Here is a 16,315-nt window from a genome sequence, read left to right on the forward strand (position 1 = left end):
AATTTATTTAGCTGCTTTTTTACCGTAGCTATATGTTGCGACTAAATCTTGATTGCCATCTAAGATGTTGATATCAGCATCTTTACCGGCTTCCAATGTTCCTTTCTTAGTCAACCCAAATTCACGTGCTTGGTTGACAGAAGCCATCTTAACCGCTTCAGCAATGCCGCAACCGGTGAACTTCTGAATATTCTTGAAGGCATTAATGAATGTCAGGACAGAACCAGCCAAGTTACCTTCTTCAAGACGTGCTTGACCATCCTTAACAATCACTTTTTGACCACCTAATTCACTGATACCGTCGGGTTCACCCTTGGCACGCATTGAATCAGTCACCAATTCGATCCGGTCAACGCCCTTTTGTTCGTAAGCGAGCTTGATCATGTCAGGCACGATATGGAACCCATCACAGATCAATTCACAGTACATGTTGTTTTCAAGCATGGCATGACCAGTAACACCTGGTTCACGGTGCTTGAATTCACGTTGCGCGTTGTATAAATGCGTCACGTGAGTTGCTTTACTTGCTAATAATTGTTCACGAGTCGCGTTACTGTGGCCCACTGAAGGCACAATGCCATTTTCCAAGCAGTACTTTTCAAATTCACGCGAACCAGGATCTTCCGGCGCGTAAGTAATCAACTTAACCCGACCACCCGACAACCTGTTCCAGTTGTCTAATAAGTCAACGTTAGGATTCTTAATGTACTTTTCAGGTTGGGCACCCTTAAACGTCGCCGAAATGAATGGGCCTTCCAAATGAACCCCTTGGATAACCGGATTTTCATCGGCGGCCTTGTTAATACCGGCCATCGAATGATCTAAGTTTTCGTTGGATTGCGTCATGGTCGTACAGAAGTATGACGTAATACCTTCGCGGGCAACCATATCATTAACCATTTCGTTAATTTCAGCTGGATTCCCGTCCATTGAATCAAAACTATAACCACCATGGCTATGAACATCAATGAAGCCCGGTACAATCGTTTTGCCACTCACAAATTCGATATCATCATCGGGTTGGGCCACGTAGTCATCCATTGGACCAACCGCTTCAATTTCCTTACCGAAACGAATGTAGCCGTCATCGATCTTTTCTAGACCAGTATAAATGATGGCATGTTTTAACACTTTGCTCATGAACAATTCCTCCTTGGATTTATCTGGTTTAATTATAATCGGTATAGACCAAACTTGCAACCACCAGCACCAAGTAATTTAAGATTCGCCAAGTTCCTTCGCAATCGTCGCATCAATTCCCTTCACCACTGCGGTCATAAAGCCGGCCTCTTCCATGGCCAGTAATCCAGCAACCGTCGTGCCACCAGGTGAAGAAACTTGATCGATCAGGTCAAACGGAATTTTATCAGAAGCTAAAACATTCTGCGCACTGCCCAGCGTGGCCTGCGCCGCAATCTTAGTCGCTGCATCCTTGCTCAAACCGTGCTTGACGCCTGCGCGGGCCATCGCGTCAATAAAGAAATAGATGTAGGCCGGCGAACTACCTGCTAAGGCTGAAAAAGTTGGAAAATCTTTCTCAGCGATGGCACTCGTGGCACCAATCGCATCGAATAATTGTTGCCCAGCCGCATATTGCTCTGGTGTTAAGGCATCATTACCAACCAACGCCGTCATCCCGGCACCAATCGCCACGTTCACATTCGGCATGATTCTCAGAACGGGGAGATCAGGGACAACCGTGGCATAATCGGCCAAACTCAATCCTGATACCATTGTAATAACCCACTTGCCCGTTAAAGCTGCTTGAACTTCTTTTAATGCGGCCAACGCAATGTTCGGCTTAACTGCCAAAACGATAACGTCAGCAGCTTGTGCCACGGCCAAATTAGTGTCACAGGCCTGTAGCCCATTTTTTTGCGCATAAGGTTGATAACTCGCAGCATGGGCACTGTGAATATAAATATCTGCTGGGACGACCGCTTGTTGTTTTAACCACCCATCAATAATCGCGCGGCCCATGTTACCGGCACCAATGAATCCGATTTTCATCCGTAAAACGCTCCTCTGACTTATAATTTATATCATTAACCACTAACCGATTAACGGCTAGGCAGGATTAAACAGACATTCCCGCTTACTCTTCTACTATACCAATATTTGTGAAACTGTGGGTAATTAATCACTTCTTTCAGCTCAACTTTCACTATCAACAAATAAATATCACGAGCCACTCTATTAAGGTGATTGCTTATCAATACTGAAACCAATTGATTAATCTATTAATAATCGGCCTTCAATATGTGCGAAGCTCGTTGACAGGTCTGCTTGAACAAGCTAATGTAAACAGCAATCAAACACAGCGTTGCTTCCGAACACGGCTGTCTAAAAACAACTAAGGAGTGTTTCACTATGAACCAGAACAACCATTTCCGACTCACCTTATCAACCCTGCTGCAACAATGCCAGCAAGACATCACTAGTCTGCCCACGGCCATGCGCGCCGTCTTCAGCTGGCAACGGGGACTTAATGAATTAAAGACGCTTCGCCGCACCACTAAGTTGATGATGAGCACGATGCTAATCGTAACCATCATTGGTTTTATTCTGGGTCGCGATTACAGCCTACATGGCTGGATTGGCCTATTGACCGGGATTACGGTCGTGATTAACTTAATTCTGGTTGATCAAGGGCGACTGACGAACTATAGTTGGGGCATTATTGCCTGTGCGGCTTGGCTTACTACGGCCATCACCAATCGGCTGATTGGTGACATTGCGTCGCAATCATTTTACCTTATCATGCAATTTGTCGGCATCACCGTCTGGCATCGTAAAATGGCAGCGCAACCCGATGCCAGCGAACTGACTGGTCGTAAATTGAGCAAATTAGCCGGTTGTGCCTGGTTCGCGTTAGCCGTACTCGTCTACGCCATTGTCTTACACTTTAGTAAACAACTTAACGGTAACCAAATCTACCTGGACGCGACCCTGTTACCACTTGGGATTGTCGGTAGTGTCCTCATGGTCAACGGTTATCGTTCCCAATGGGTTGCGTGGATCACACTCGACGTGATTAACGTTATTATCTGGTTCAACCAATTAAAAGGCTTCAGTCCTGCAGCCGCCTCAATGTTAGCATTGCAACTAGTGATGCTCGCTAACGCGTTATATGGTGCCTACTTGTGGTTCTTCGGTCAAAACACTCAGCAAGATAAACTAGATACACATTAAGCAAGCTAACTGGCAATCAAAACCAAGCACTAATCGCTTCAAAGTTAAACACATAACTTTGAAGCGATTTTTTATTTGGGTTACCGTTCGGGTGGCTACATCCTTATCTGAAAAATGTCTATCAGTTTACATTTAGCGACGAGTTTGTTTAAGTTAGAACTAATTAACTGACTATTGAGGGGGACGTTTACCATGGTGACAGTCGTTCGTCGCACACTTCACGATAAAATCTTTATTATTGCATTAATTTGTGCTGGTTTAAGTTTGTTCATCGGGACACCCCAACTGACGGCAATTAATTGGGCTACGATTGGCACCTTATTTGCACTCATGATCAGTGTTCAATTACTTCGCGCGATGCATTTGCTTGATACTTTAAGGGACTGGCTCTTAGTTAAATCACACGATACCCGTCAAATGTGTCAATTATTCATCTTACTGGCCTTTGGTGGCTCAATGATTTTAACTAACGACGTTGCGATCCTAACGTTAATTCCAATCTTTCTCACACTCGCCCGGCGGCAGCACCTGGCCATTGCCTACCCAACGACTTTAATTATCATGGCAGCCAATCTTGGTAGCGCGTTTACGCCCATTGGCAATCCCCAAAATTTATTTTTGGTCACGTTCTATCACGTTAATCTATTCACGTTTTTTAAATTGTCGACTCCGTTAATGCTTGCTAGTCTAGCTTTATTAGTTGCCTTAAGCCGGCGGTTACCTCGGTTGCCGCTAACTGTAACACCAACCAAATCTACGCCCATTTCTCGCAGTCAAATCGGGCTTGCGGGCGGCCTGCTCAGTTTCATTATGCTTGGCATTTTTAATTTGGTGCCCATTTCACTAGTTATTATCGGAACGATTGTCGTAGGCCTCATGATTAACCGACGCGTCTTTCAGTACGTTGATTACGCACTACTCTTAACCTTTATCTGCTTCTTCATCTTCGTTAGCGCCATCAGTCATAATCCCGCAATAACGCATTGGCTCAACCAATTAACTCAGACAGCCCCCAGTGTCTATATTACTGGACTAATTACTAGCCAAGTCATCAGCAATGTTCCAGCCGCCATCTTACTAGCGAATTTCACGCCCCATTTATCAGCGCTATTTTTAGGCGTCAACATCGGCGGTCTGGGGTCATTGGTGGCCTCACTAGCAAATCTGCTTGCCTTAAAACAATTGTTGCCCTTCAATGATGAACAACCACTCCACCATTTTTTGATCGTGTTTACGGCCCTCAATGGACTTGGCCTGTTCATTTTAGGCCTTGGTGGCTGGTTCTATTTACACCTATAATTCAGTTACGCTGAGTAACGATTCAGTGAGAACTTGCAAACCAATCAACTTGAAATAGTGCGAAAACCAGTAACTAGCGTGACATCATAAAAGGAGCAGTCTCAATATCATGTGAGCCTGCTCCTTTTACGTTCTATCTCTGAGATGTTTAGTGATACTTAGTGCGCCTGATCCACCAACATGGCCGGAGTGACGATTTGCTGACCATCGTAGCGGTGACCCTTGATCACGCGTTTCGCCCTGACAAATTCACCATCGACCGTCAGCGTTAACGCACAAATTCCACCATCAAACAGGCCTGAACGACTGCCTGCATCAATTAGATATCGTGGAACGTCTTGCGCATCTGCCTGCATCTTTAAATAACCAGTGTGTGAACCAGTCAAGGTCTGCACCGGCGTATGACCAGTAATGATGACTTTATTGAATAAGTTCCGATGCCAACAGTGACTGCCAGTCGTGAAGTCATCATAATAGTCATCCCGAATCCACAGTAGGTCAGTCGTTGTTTGTTGTGTTAATGGGTATTGCCAGTTAACACCCGCGTGCATAGCCAGTAACCGACCATGTTGCCACATCAGCGGCAAATGTGCTAAGAAATCAGTATCCGGCTTTAATCGCGCACCATTTAATGCCCGCCGAACATGATTGGGATTGGAGGAGTAAATCCCTAATTTGCGCCAGGTCCGGTGACCACCGTTCAACACCCAAGTTGCGGTGGCATTGTCATCACCATGAGCTGTCCGTAGCCAAAATTCATCATGATTGCCAAGTAAAGCCACATCGCCGTATTCCCGTACCCGTTTTCTAACCATCGTCAGTACTTTTAGCGGCGCCAACGGAGCTGACTCGGTGGCATGACCAAAATAGCGTGCCGCCGTACCATCAATATAATCGCCCAAGAAAATCAAGCGCGTCGCGGTAACTTCAGGATCGGCTAATAAAACTGCCAGATCATCCGCGGCACTATGAATATCACCAATAAACGTATACAGCGGCATATTACTCCCTCCGTCTCATCAATAACCACGTGCATTAGTCGGGTTTAACGACCACCAATAACATCTGAAATCCTTGAACGGCATATAACGCGTGCCGGGCATCCTTAGGAATCACGATCGATTGTCCCGCAGTTAAATGATAAATGGTGCCTTCAATCGTAATTTCCGCTTCTCCACTTAAAATATTGACCATCGCATCGCCCTGGGCAGAATGGCCGCCAATCTCTTGGTCGGTTGCGACTGAAAATAGCGTCATACTTAAATCATCCCGTTGAACCAGTGTCCGGCTATTAACTTGATCATCATCCAGTGGAATTTGTTCAGTTAAATTGAGGACCTTAGCATGATCAATTTTGTTAATTAAACTCATTTGAATTCCTCCGCATCTCGCTATTAAGGCCTATTTCGTTTCTAATTGAATAAACTGGCACGGCTGCTCAGCGACCAACGTATGGACCGTATGAGCTGGCACCACTAACATCTCGCCCGCATGCACTTCTTGGTCGGTCTCCGTCGCCAAACGGACGGTCAAAGTACCATCAACAACCTCAAATAAGCGGGTCAGCGTGGATTGTTCAGCACTAATACTTTCACCCGCCGCCATTGCGTACATCGCAAACGGCAGTTCAATCCCTAATTTTCGAGCAAATGATTTACTAGTAATTGCATGCTCCCGGTAAGTCATCGTGGTTTTTAAATCAATTTTAGTTACCGCCATTTCAAATCCTCCTTGGTCATCATCATGGTCGCTTACGTTATTCATGATGGTATGATTTCTTAAATTAAGCTTAACGCTAACAAACTCAATTTTCGAGGTTCGATTGAATAAACATCTTATAATTCTGAATAACTGACTGCTAGTCATATACTTAATAACCACGTCATCTCTGGCAGGTAAATGCCTTTGAATCCAGATATGGGCCATGCAAAAAAGCTGCCCAAGCATTATTGCGACGCTGGACAGCCTGCCGTTACTGCATTTGATAACAGTTCTGTGGAAAATTTGATTTATTCAGTCAACTAGTTAGGGCTGGTAGTGGGACAACCAAGGGTACGCATACGTAGCCTCTTCAACCAAATCTCATAGATCAAGTTCCAATACGACTTATTTTCGATAATAAGCCTTGGCCCAGCAGTTGCGACGCTCCCGACACCACTGTTCAAAAGTACCTACAAACATTTGGACATCTTGCGCAGGAATTAGTTCTTCCGTTCGCTGCATGTGCACAATATCAGATATCACCGGATCAAAAGTATACGTAACAACCAGATGTTGTGGGATTCTTCGAATAATCCCACCGTTACGAGTAATCTCTAATCGCATCGTCTCCAGCTCAAGTTGAACTTGCGAATAAGTCTCTCTGGAGCAATAATCGACAACATCATACTGCTCATAACATCGTTTATACCAGGCATGCGAATTAGCCGGCAAAACATCAAATTCACCACGATTCATACGATTTCGAACAGCACGGTTAGCGCGCTTCTTTCCATAACCCATATGTGCTTTAAAAATTGGTGTGCTTTTATAAGAACGACTCATAATAATTGTGATGGCCGTCATGACGCGTTAACTAGTACGTATTTTTAAAATTAACAATGCCAGCCATTAACCTCTTCCGTGTACTTACGGAATAAATAAATTCATTGACCAGACCTCCTATCCCATCTGGATCGTGCCCCAAATAGAATACTAAAACATATCACATTATTATTGATGATGGCAAATAAACAGACCGAGACAAAAAAATCCACTTCGTGAAGAATCCGTTACGCATTCTTCACGAAGTGGCACTACCGCCAATATTAAGATAAATTTAAGCCAATAAAAAAGTCGTTACATCAAGATCCTAAGACCTGATTAACGACGAAAGGCGTAACAATTGGGCTAGCTGGGTTCGAACCAGCGCATCACGGGATCAAAACCCGTTGCCTTACCACTTGGCTATAGCCCAATAATGAAATGGAGGGGAGTGGATTCGAACCACCGAACCCGAAGGAGCGGATTTACAGTCCGCCGCGTTTAGCCAGACTTCGCTACCCCTCCGTAAATCATTCAACTATATTAGAATACATAATTTTGAATAAAAAATCAAGACTTTTTTCAAAGTTTTTTCAGTTTTTATTTCAAATCCAGAATTTGCGTATCTTGATACCACTCCGCCATAAAATTATTGGCTTGCCATTCATTGATACGCTTGAGTCCATAGCCCACTGCTTGGTCATAATAGGTGGTCTGACCAAACACCCGCGGTTGCGGATGAACGTGCAAATGACCAAATAAAACGTGCGCCACGTTAAACTGCTCCAACAGTTGTCCTAACCGGGGCGTTCCCATTAACGCGTTAGCCATATTCCAAAACCGATTATCATCAGAAAAACGCAAATAATCGATCCGGGGAACAAAGTGCGTCATAAAAATAACTTGCTTGTGATCCACAGCAGCCAAGTTAAGCTGCGCTTTTACTTGGTTGAGCATTAAATCAGTCCGCTCCTGATCGCTCATCGGCTGTTTAATAGCCCGGTCGATCCAAAACGCATTCTTCCAGTGTAAGAAGTCGGCCGCAGTCGTATCAGGGACCTGGGCAGCATACTGATAGTCATACCACCCATTATGTCCAATCACGCGCCAATCTGTACCAGAAATATCGATATACCGGTTATGCAGGTAGCCATCAAAATGCCCTGTTTCAAGCTCGTCAAACGAAATGCCATGGACCATGTCATGATTACCCGCAATCCAGTAAACACGCGTCTGTGCGCCTAATAGGGCCTGTAAATCGACGACAAACTGCTGACTACGCTGAAAGTCATTAAAAAGATCGCCAGCAATCAAATAAATCTGAACACCATTCTGTAAAAGATAGGTCGCCTGAGATCGCATCATCGCAGTCGCATCCACTCGATTAACATCAAAATGATTATCACTACTGAAAGCAATTCGTACGATGGTCAACCCCTCCAAAACAAAAAAGATATGCTACCACTAAGATAACATATCTTCGAGTAAATATTCAATTTAGCGAATGCCTTGCATCGACCGTTTAATCATTGGCACCATCATAAAGAGGATAATCCCTAAAACGACACTAACAATCCCGGTAATCGCAAAATATGGCACTTCGGTTTGCGTCGAGTAGAAACGGACAATCTGTGCATTAAGCGCACTACCAACCGAATCAGTTAGGAACCACATACTCATCATCTGAGAAGCAAAAGCCTTTGGTGCAAGCTTGGTGGTAACTGATAAACCAATTGGTGAAATCAACATTTCAGCAATTTCAACGACTGCCCAACTGGCAACTAACCACCATGGACTAACCTTCCCTGCAGTTCCAAAGAGCGCTCCAGGTACAGCCATCACTAGGTAAGAAGCCCCAGCGAATAGCAACCCAATCGCAAATTTAGTTGGTGAACTAGGTTGTTTTTTACCCCACTTAGTCCACAACCACACGAATGGTGTTGTATAAATCATGATGAACAATGGGTTTAGCATTTGGAAATCAGAAGCAGCTAGATGGGTAAAACCAAGATCCAAATTAACCCGATTAGCTGCAAATAACGCAAGTACGGACGAACCCTGTTCTTCAATTGCCCAGAATAAAGCAGCGGCAATAAACAATGGGATATAAGCCCGAACACGTGAACGTTCTGTTGCATTAGTCTTGTCAGACGTTAACATCAAAATAAAGTAAACGATTGGTGTCAAGATAACAAGCGTACTAATTAAACTAATAACATTTGCTAACGTAAGAGCATTCATTAATTGCATTAATAGTAGAATCAACCCAATCCCAACGATTCCTAAGATTGTCCACCGCATGATTTTTTTCAAATCACCGGGTTCTAATGGATCAGTTGGATAGAGGCTAGCAGAACTTAAATTCTTCTTACCATCAAAGTAGTATTGCAATAGACCAAAGAACATCCCAATCGCAGCTAAGGAGAAGCCTAAGTGGAAGTTAACATTTAAGCCGATCCGACCAACTAAGGCTGGTGCAACCAATGAACCTAAGTTAATCCCGAAGACGAAAATACTAAAACCAGCATCCCGACGTGTATCTTCTACTGTATACAATTGACCAACCATGTCAGAGACGTTTGGCTTTAATAACCCAGTCCCAATGACAATAAGTGCGATTGAAACAAATAGTGCGCCAACTCCAAATGGCGTTGATAACACGATGTGGCCTAACATGATGAAGACCCCACCAATAAAGACGGTCTTACGGCTACCCCAGACACGGTCACTTAGAAAGCCACCGAGGACACTAGAAACGTAAACTAAGGCCGAATAGATTGACATAATGGATGCTGCGGTGACTTGGTCAAATCCAAGACCACCTTTAGCGACACTGTAGTACATGTAATAGATCAGTAGCGCACGCATCCCGTAGTAACTGAATCGTTCCCACATTTCAGTGAAGAACAACGTCCGTAAGCCACGGGGTTGGCCAAAGAACGACCGATCCAGCTTTTGTTCCTTATCCAATAGAGATTCCTCCAAACTTCTTAACCAGTTTGTATTTCGTTTAAAAGTAACAAGTTTTGTTTCTTAATTAAACATAATAACTATTATACTAGCCTTAATCTTAATCAACAATAGCACTAACTGTTTTCTAATCTAATAACCATTAATTAAATTAATATCCACCATACATAAATAGTCTTAAATCCTTTTATAGCACCAAAAACTAGTTGACAGGACATTTTATAAGGCTTTTAGCTTTCTAAAATTAACACTAAATTCTAATTTAATATAAAATAATTAATAGCATTCAAATGCTGAAAATACGCAATTGGTATTAAAAATCTAATTAAACAAAAAACAAAACTGAAATTATCAACAATAAAGTACCGCTATTAAAATGGCTATGATTGTTCGCAGCATGTAATTTACAGTTATTGCGACTAATTATAATAAACCGCAAGATTGATATGCTAAGCATACCTAAAAAGCAGTGGCGACAATAGGCATCATCCTACTAAGCCCTTACGATCATTTTGATACTTCGGCATTCAAATAGCTAACATTCTTATATCAAAAAAGCAGCTTTGCGTTTGCGCAAAGCTGCCAATCATTTTATGTCTATTTAAAAATAAAAAGGCGAGAACCACGTCCCACCTCACAAGTGCCGGCTACCAGAGTCGAACTGATGACCCTCGGTTTACGATACCGATGCTCTACCAACTGAGCTAAGCCGGCATGATATAAAAATAGATGTTAACACAATTGCCAACATCTATGTCACTCCGACAGGCGGGCTCGAACCGTCGACATCTTGATTAACAGTCAAGCGCTCTACCAACTGAGCTATGTCGGAATAATCGCATGGCAACGTCCTACCCTCGCAGGGAGCGATCCCCCAACTACTCTCGGCGCTAAGAAGCTTAACTTCTGTGTTCGACATGGGAACAGGTGTATCCTTCTCGCCATCGTCACCACACTATTGAGAAACTTGTGCTCTCAAAACTAGACAATATCAAATATCTTCATATGAACCGGAACACCAATTACTTGGTTAAGTCCTCGACCGATTAGTATTAGTCCGCTTCATGCGTCACCGCACTGCCACTTCTAACCTATCTACCTGATCATCTTTCAGGGGTCTTACTTCCATAAAGGAATGGGAAATCTCATCTCGAGGTGTGTTTCACACTTAGATGCTTTCAGCGTTTATCACATCCATACGTAGCTACCCAGCGATGCGCCTGGCGGCACAACTGGTACACCAGAGGTATGTCCATCCCGGTCCTCTCGTACTAAGGACAGGTCCTCTCAAATTTCCTACGCCCGCGACGGATAGGGACCGAACTGTCTCACGACGTTCTGAACCCAGCTCGCGTACCGCTTTAATGGGCGAACAGCCCAACCCTTGGGACCGACTACAGCCCCAGGATGCGATGAGCCGACATCGAGGTGCCAAACCTCCCCGTCGATGTGGACTCTTGGGGGAGATAAGCCTGTTATCCCCAGGGTAGCTTTTATCCGTTGAGCGATGGCCCTTCCATACGGTACCACCGGATCACTAAGCCCGACTTTCGTCCCTGCTCGACCTGTCTGTCTCGCAGTCAAGCTCCCTTGTGCCTTTACACTCTGCGAATGATTTCCAACCATTCTGAGGGAACCTTTGGGCGCCTCCGTTACTTTTTAGGAGGCGACCGCCCCAGTCAAACTGCCCACCTGACACTGTCTCCCACCACGATTAGTGGTGCGGGTTAGAGTGGTCATACAGCGAGGGTAGTATCCCACCAACGCCTCCACCGAAACTAGCGTTCCGGTTTCTATGGCTCCTACCTATCCTGTACAAGCTGTACAAACACTCAATATCAAGCTACAGTAAAGCTCCATGGGGTCTTTCCGTCCTGTCGCGGGTAGTCCGCATCTTCACGGACAATATAATTTCACCGAGTCTCTCGTTGAGACAGTGCCCAGATCGTTACGCCTTTCGTGCGGGTCGGAACTTACCCGACAAGGAATTTCGCTACCTTAGGACCGTTATAGTTACGGCCGCCGTTTACTGGGGCTTCAATTCTGAGCTTCGCCGAAGCTAACCCATCCTTTTAACCTTCCAGCACCGGGCAGGCGTCAGCCCCTATACGTCATCTTACGATTTTGCAGAGACCTGTGTTTTTGATAAACAGTCGCCTGGGCCTATTCACTGCGGCTGATCTTGCGATCAGCACCCCTTCTCCCGAAGTTACGGGGTCATTTTGCCGAGTTCCTTAACGAGAGTTCACTCGCTCACCTTAGGATTCTCTCCTCGACTACCTGTGTCGGTTTGCGGTACGGGTAGTTAAGTACTCACTAGAAGCTTTTCTCGGCAGTGTGACATCAGACGCTTCGCTACTAAATTTCGCTCCCCATCACAGCTTGTCCTTAAAGTGAAAAGCATTTGACTCTTCACAAGACTTACTGCTTGGACATTCTAATCCAACAGAATGCACATCTTAGCCTCCTGCGTCCCTCCATTGCTCAAACGCACTTAACTAGTACAGGAATCTCAACCTGTTATCCATCGTCTACGCCTCTCGGCCTCGACTTAGGTCCCGACTAACCCTGGGAGGACGAGCCTTCCCCAGGAAACCTTAGTCATTCGGTGGATAGGATTCTCACCTATCTTTCGCTACTCATACCGGCATTCTCACTTCTAAGCGCTCCACAAGTCCTCACGATCTTGCTTCACCGCCCTTAGAACGCTCTCCTATCACGCGACCTAATGGTCGCATCCATGGTTTCGGTAGTATGCTTAGCCCCGGTACATTTTCGGCGCAGGATCACTCGACTAGTGAGCTATTACGCACTCTTTAAATGGTGGCTGCTTCTGAGCCAACATCCTAGTTGTCTATGCAACTCCACATCCTTTTCCACTTAGCATACATTTAGGGACCTTAACTGATGGTCTGGGCTGTTCCCCTTTCGACGGTGGATCTTATCACTCATCGTCTGACTCCCGGATATGAATCAATGGCATTCGGAGTTTATCTGAATTCAGTAACCCAAGACGGGCCCCTAGTCCAAATAGTGCTCTACCTCCATGATCCTAATTCCGAGGCTAGCCCTAAAGCTATTTCGGAGAGAACCAGCTATCTCCAAGTTCGTTTGGAATTTCACCGCTATCCACACCTCATCCCAGCAATTTTCAACTTACACGGGTTCGGTCCTCCAGTGCGTTTTACCGCACCTTCAACCTGGACATGGATAGGTCACCTGGTTTCGGGTCTATAACCTCGTACTCAAAACGCCCATTTCAGACTCGCTTTCGCTACGGCTCCGACTTTTTAGTCTTAACCTTGCACGGGATCATAACTCGCCGGTTCATTCTACAAAAGGCACGCCATCACGCATTAACGCGCTCTGACTTATTGTAGGCACATGGTTTCAGGAACTATTTCACTCCCCTCCCGGGGTGCTTTTCACCTTTCCCTCACGGTACTGGTTCACTATCGGTCACTAGGTAGTATTTAGCCTTGGGAGATGGTCCTCCCGGATTCCGACGGAATTTCACGTGTTCCGCCGTACTCAGGATCCTGAACTGAGAGAATTTGATTTAATCTACTGGGCTATCACCATCTATGGCGGATTTTCCCAAATCCTTCGACTATCAAGTTCTTTGGTAACTCAAATGTTCAGTCCTACAACCCCAAAGTGCAAGCACTTTGGTTTGGGCTGTTCCCCGTTCGCTCGCCGCTACTTAGGGAATCGAAATTTCTTTATATTCCTGCTGCTAATGAGATGTTTCAGTTCACAGCGTTTACCTCCAACTAGACTATGAATTCATCTAGTGGTAACAGTTGATTAAAACTGCTGGGTTGCCCCATTCGGAAATCTCCGGATCATAGCTTACGTACAGCTCCCCGAAGCATATCGGTGTTAGTCCCGTCCTTCATCGGCTCCTAGTGCCAAGGCATTCACCATGCGCCCTTGTTAACTTAACCTCATTTACCTAACGGTAAATGCGATTAATGAGTTTAGCGATAATTAAACTTCAATAAAAAACTCAAAAAACGCGGTGTTCTCGGTTTCATTATGAAAAAATATATTTGATATTATCTAGTTTTCAAAGAACAAGTTTCAATGACGACTAACGTCGTCAATGGAGAATAGCGGGATCGAACCGCTGACCCCCTGCTTGCAAAGCAGGTGCTCTCCCAGCTGAGCTAATTCCCCATGAGGTATTCAACTTATGGAACCAACTGGTTCGGTTCCAATGGGCCTAAATGGACTTGAACCATCGACCTCACGCTTATCAGGCGTGCGCTCTAAACCAGCTGAGCTATAGGCCCAAAAAACGCTTATTAAATTGAGAGTTAGACCTCTCAAAACTAAACAAAGTTTCGAAGAATGTGTAGGTTTCCGTAATATTCCTTAGAAAGGAGGTGATCCAGCCGCAGGTTCTCCTACGGCTACCTTGTTACGACTTCACCCTAATCATCTGTCCCACCTTAGGCGGCTGGTTCCTAAAAGGTTACCCCACCGACTTTGGGTGTTACAAACTCTCATGGTGTGACGGGCGGTGTGTACAAGGCCCGGGAACGTATTCACCGCGGCATGCTGATCCGCGATTACTAGCGATTCCGACTTCATGTAGGCGAGTTGCAGCCTACAATCCGAACTGAGAATGGCTTTAAGAGATTAGCTTACTCTCGCGAGTTCGCAACTCGTTGTACCATCCATTGTAGCACGTGTGTAGCCCAGGTCATAAGGGGCATGATGATTTGACGTCATCCCCACCTTCCTCCGGTTTGTCACCGGCAGTCTCACCAGAGTGCCCAACTTAATGCTGGCAACTGATAATAAGGGTTGCGCTCGTTGCGGGACTTAACCCAACATCTCACGACACGAGCTGACGACAACCATGCACCACCTGTATCCATGTCCCCGAAGGGAACGTCTAATCTCTTAGATTTGCATAGTATGTCAAGACCTGGTAAGGTTCTTCGCGTAGCTTCGAATTAAACCACATGCTCCACCGCTTGTGCGGGCCCCCGTCAATTCCTTTGAGTTTCAGCCTTGCGGCCGTACTCCCCAGGCGGAATGCTTAATGCGTTAGCTGCAGCACTGAAGGGCGGAAACCCTCCAACACTTAGCATTCATCGTTTACGGTATGGACTACCAGGGTATCTAATCCTGTTTGCTACCCATACTTTCGAGCCTCAGCGTCAGTTACAGACCAGACAGCCGCCTTCGCCACTGGTGTTCTTCCATATATCTACGCATTTCACCGCTACACATGGAGTTCCACTGTCCTCTTCTGCACTCAAGTTTCCCAGTTTCCGATGCACTTCTTCGGTTGAGCCGAAGGCTTTCACATCAGACTTAAAAAACCGCCTGCGCTCGCTTTACGCCCAATAAATCCGGACAACGCTTGCCACCTACGTATTACCGCGGCTGCTGGCACGTAGTTAGCCGTGGCTTTCTGGTTAAATACCGTCAATACCTGAACAGTTACTCTCAGATATGTTCTTCTTTAACAACAGAGTTTTACGAGCCGAAACCCTTCTTCACTCACGCGGCGTTGCTCCATCAGACTTTCGTCCATTGTGGAAGATTCCCTACTGCTGCCTCCCGTAGGAGTTTGGGCCGTGTCTCAGTCCCAATGTGGCCGATTACCCTCTCAGGTCGGCTACGTATCATTGCCATGGTGAGCCGTTACCCCACCATCTAGCTAATACGCCGCGGGACCATCCAAAAGTGATAGCCGAAGCCATCTTTCAAACTCGGACCATGCGGTCCAAGTTGTTATGCGGTATTAGCATCTGTTTCCAGGTGTTATCCCCCGCTTCTGGGCAGGTTTCCCACGTGTTACTCACCAGTTCGCCACTCACTCAAATGTAAATCATGATGCAAGCACCAATCAATACCAGAGTTCGTTCGACTTGCATGTATTAGGCACGCCGCCAGCGTTCGTCCTGAGCCAGGATCAAACTCTCAAATTAATGATGAGTTCTAAAAAGCTCATTTAATGTTGTACTAAAATTTATTTGCTAGCGAATTGACTTCGCAAATGTTTTGCTCTTGATTCAAAATCAAGAGACCCTACACATTTGATTCGTCGAAACTTTGTTCAGTTTTCAAAGGTCTAAATCGTTCGTTGATTACCTCAACGCAACTTAATCATCATATCAAGTTATCAACATCTTGTCAACAACTTTTTATAATTAATTTTCGTTGGAAGCAAGCGGCTAACCGCTTTGTGCGCCTCAACAACGTATACTAATTTACCAATTATCCTGATAAATTGCAAGCCCTAAAATGCAAAAATAACCAGTCAATAATATCATGTTAATCAATCCACTTTGATAATATACGGTATTTAAAA

At 45.1% G+C, this 16,315-nt stretch carries 10 protein-coding genes, 6 tRNA genes and 3 rRNA genes; 2 read left to right on the forward strand and 17 right to left on the reverse strand.

The features are described from left to right. Nucleotides 1-3 precede the first annotated feature (3 nt). Nucleotides 4-1,140 (reverse strand): N-acetylglucosamine-6-phosphate deacetylase, encoded by a 1,137-nt coding sequence (gene nagA / locus E5260_RS12955; protein ID WP_024971570.1) that lies wholly within the window; start codon nt 1,138-1,140, stop codon nt 4-6. A gap of 78 nt (nt 1,141-1,218) precedes the next feature. Continuing rightward, nucleotides 1,219-2,010: a pyrroline-5-carboxylate reductase gene (proC, locus tag E5260_RS12960; protein WP_003640895.1), complete on the reverse strand. Its 792-nt coding sequence runs from the start codon at nt 2,008-2,010 to the stop codon at nt 1,219-1,221. A 360-nt stretch (nt 2,011-2,370) separates the two neighbouring features. Between proC and pnuC the strand changes: the two genes are divergently transcribed. Together pnuC and E5260_RS12970 are read left to right on the forward strand one after the other, a co-directional pair. Then, a complete protein-coding gene (gene pnuC, locus E5260_RS12965) occupies nt 2,371-3,192 on the forward strand; it encodes a nicotinamide riboside transporter PnuC (protein WP_003640894.1) in 822 nt (273 codons plus the stop codon). A gap of 192 nt (nt 3,193-3,384) precedes the next feature. Beyond that, nucleotides 3,385-4,491, forward strand: a complete 1,107-nt coding sequence (locus E5260_RS12970; RefSeq protein WP_003640893.1) for an SLC13 family permease — start codon at nt 3,385-3,387, stop codon at nt 4,489-4,491. Nucleotides 4,492-4,649: 158 nt separating this feature from the next. On the opposite strand, the gene E5260_RS12975 is transcribed toward E5260_RS12970, so the two are convergent. From E5260_RS12975 to E5260_RS13045, 15 genes are all read right to left on the reverse strand, one after another. Further along, on the reverse strand, nt 4,650-5,492 hold the full coding sequence (locus E5260_RS12975) for a metallophosphoesterase (RefSeq protein WP_003640892.1): 843 nt from the start codon (nt 5,490-5,492) through the stop codon (nt 4,650-4,652). Between the two features lie 34 nt (nt 5,493-5,526). Beyond that, nucleotides 5,527-5,862 (reverse strand): cupin domain-containing protein, encoded by a 336-nt coding sequence (locus E5260_RS12980; RefSeq protein WP_003640891.1) that lies wholly within the window; start codon nt 5,860-5,862, stop codon nt 5,527-5,529. A gap of 30 nt (nt 5,863-5,892) precedes the next feature. Further along, a complete protein-coding gene (locus tag E5260_RS15545; protein WP_003644999.1) occupies nt 5,893-6,210 on the reverse strand; it encodes a cupin domain-containing protein in 318 nt (105 codons plus the stop codon). 387 nt (nt 6,211-6,597) lie between these two features. Next, nucleotides 6,598-7,035, reverse strand: a complete 438-nt coding sequence (locus E5260_RS12990) for a hypothetical protein (RefSeq protein ID WP_225443008.1) — start codon at nt 7,033-7,035, stop codon at nt 6,598-6,600. A 340-nt stretch (nt 7,036-7,375) separates the two neighbouring features. Beyond that, nucleotides 7,376-7,447, reverse strand: a tRNA-Gln gene (locus tag E5260_RS12995). A gap of 9 nt (nt 7,448-7,456) precedes the next feature. After that, nucleotides 7,457-7,539, reverse strand: a tRNA-Tyr gene (locus E5260_RS13000). A gap of 75 nt (nt 7,540-7,614) precedes the next feature. Next, nucleotides 7,615-8,457: a metallophosphoesterase gene (locus E5260_RS13005; RefSeq protein WP_003640888.1), complete on the reverse strand. Its 843-nt coding sequence runs from the start codon at nt 8,455-8,457 to the stop codon at nt 7,615-7,617. A 54-nt stretch (nt 8,458-8,511) separates the two neighbouring features. Beyond that, entirely contained in the window at nt 8,512-9,984 is a 1,473-nt protein-coding gene (locus E5260_RS13010; RefSeq protein ID WP_003643855.1) for a peptide MFS transporter, read from the reverse strand. Nucleotides 9,985-10,625: 641 nt separating this feature from the next. Then, nucleotides 10,626-10,698 (reverse strand) — tRNA-Thr (locus E5260_RS13015). 45 nt (nt 10,699-10,743) lie between these two features. Continuing rightward, a tRNA-Asn gene (locus E5260_RS13020) sits at nt 10,744-10,816 on the reverse strand. A 6-nt stretch (nt 10,817-10,822) separates the two neighbouring features. Next, nucleotides 10,823-10,939 (reverse strand): 5S ribosomal RNA (gene rrf, locus E5260_RS13025). Between the two features lie 71 nt (nt 10,940-11,010). Continuing rightward, nucleotides 11,011-13,931 (reverse strand): 23S ribosomal RNA (locus E5260_RS13030). A gap of 159 nt (nt 13,932-14,090) precedes the next feature. Next, nucleotides 14,091-14,163 (reverse strand) — tRNA-Ala (locus tag E5260_RS13035). Between the two features lie 41 nt (nt 14,164-14,204). After that, nucleotides 14,205-14,279: transfer RNA gene (locus tag E5260_RS13040), tRNA-Ile, on the reverse strand. 86 nt (nt 14,280-14,365) lie between these two features. Next, nucleotides 14,366-15,932, reverse strand: a 16S ribosomal RNA gene (locus tag E5260_RS13045). Together the 16S, 23S and 5S rRNA genes with 4 tRNA genes alongside form the textbook arrangement of a ribosomal RNA operon. Nucleotides 15,933-16,315: the final 383 nt, after the last annotated feature.

Origin of the sequence: Lactiplantibacillus plantarum (genome assembly GCF_014131735.1) — a bacterium.
GTDB classification, from domain to species: domain Bacteria; phylum Bacillota; class Bacilli; order Lactobacillales; family Lactobacillaceae; genus Lactiplantibacillus; species Lactiplantibacillus plantarum.

Coding starts and splice junctions, on each gene's coding strand:
- nagA (WP_024971570.1), bottom strand. CDS start 1,140: ATGAGCAAAGTGTTAAAACATGCCATCATTTATACTGGTCTAGAAAAG.
- proC (WP_003640895.1), bottom strand. CDS start 2,010: ATGAAAATCGGATTCATTGGTGCCGGTAACATGGGCCGCGCGATTATT.
- pnuC (WP_003640894.1), top strand. CDS start 2,371: ATGAACCAGAACAACCATTTCCGACTCACCTTATCAACCCTGCTGCAA.
- E5260_RS12970 (WP_003640893.1), top strand. CDS start 3,385: ATGGTGACAGTCGTTCGTCGCACACTTCACGATAAAATCTTTATTATT.
- E5260_RS12975 (WP_003640892.1), bottom strand. CDS start 5,492: ATGCCGCTGTATACGTTTATTGGTGATATTCATAGTGCCGCGGATGAT.
- E5260_RS12980 (WP_003640891.1), bottom strand. CDS start 5,862: ATGAGTTTAATTAACAAAATTGATCATGCTAAGGTCCTCAATTTAACT.
- E5260_RS15545 (WP_003644999.1), bottom strand. CDS start 6,210: ATGGCGGTAACTAAAATTGATTTAAAAACCACGATGACTTACCGGGAG.
- E5260_RS12990 (WP_225443008.1), bottom strand. CDS start 7,035: ATGAGTCGTTCTTATAAAAGCACACCAATTTTTAAAGCACATATGGGT.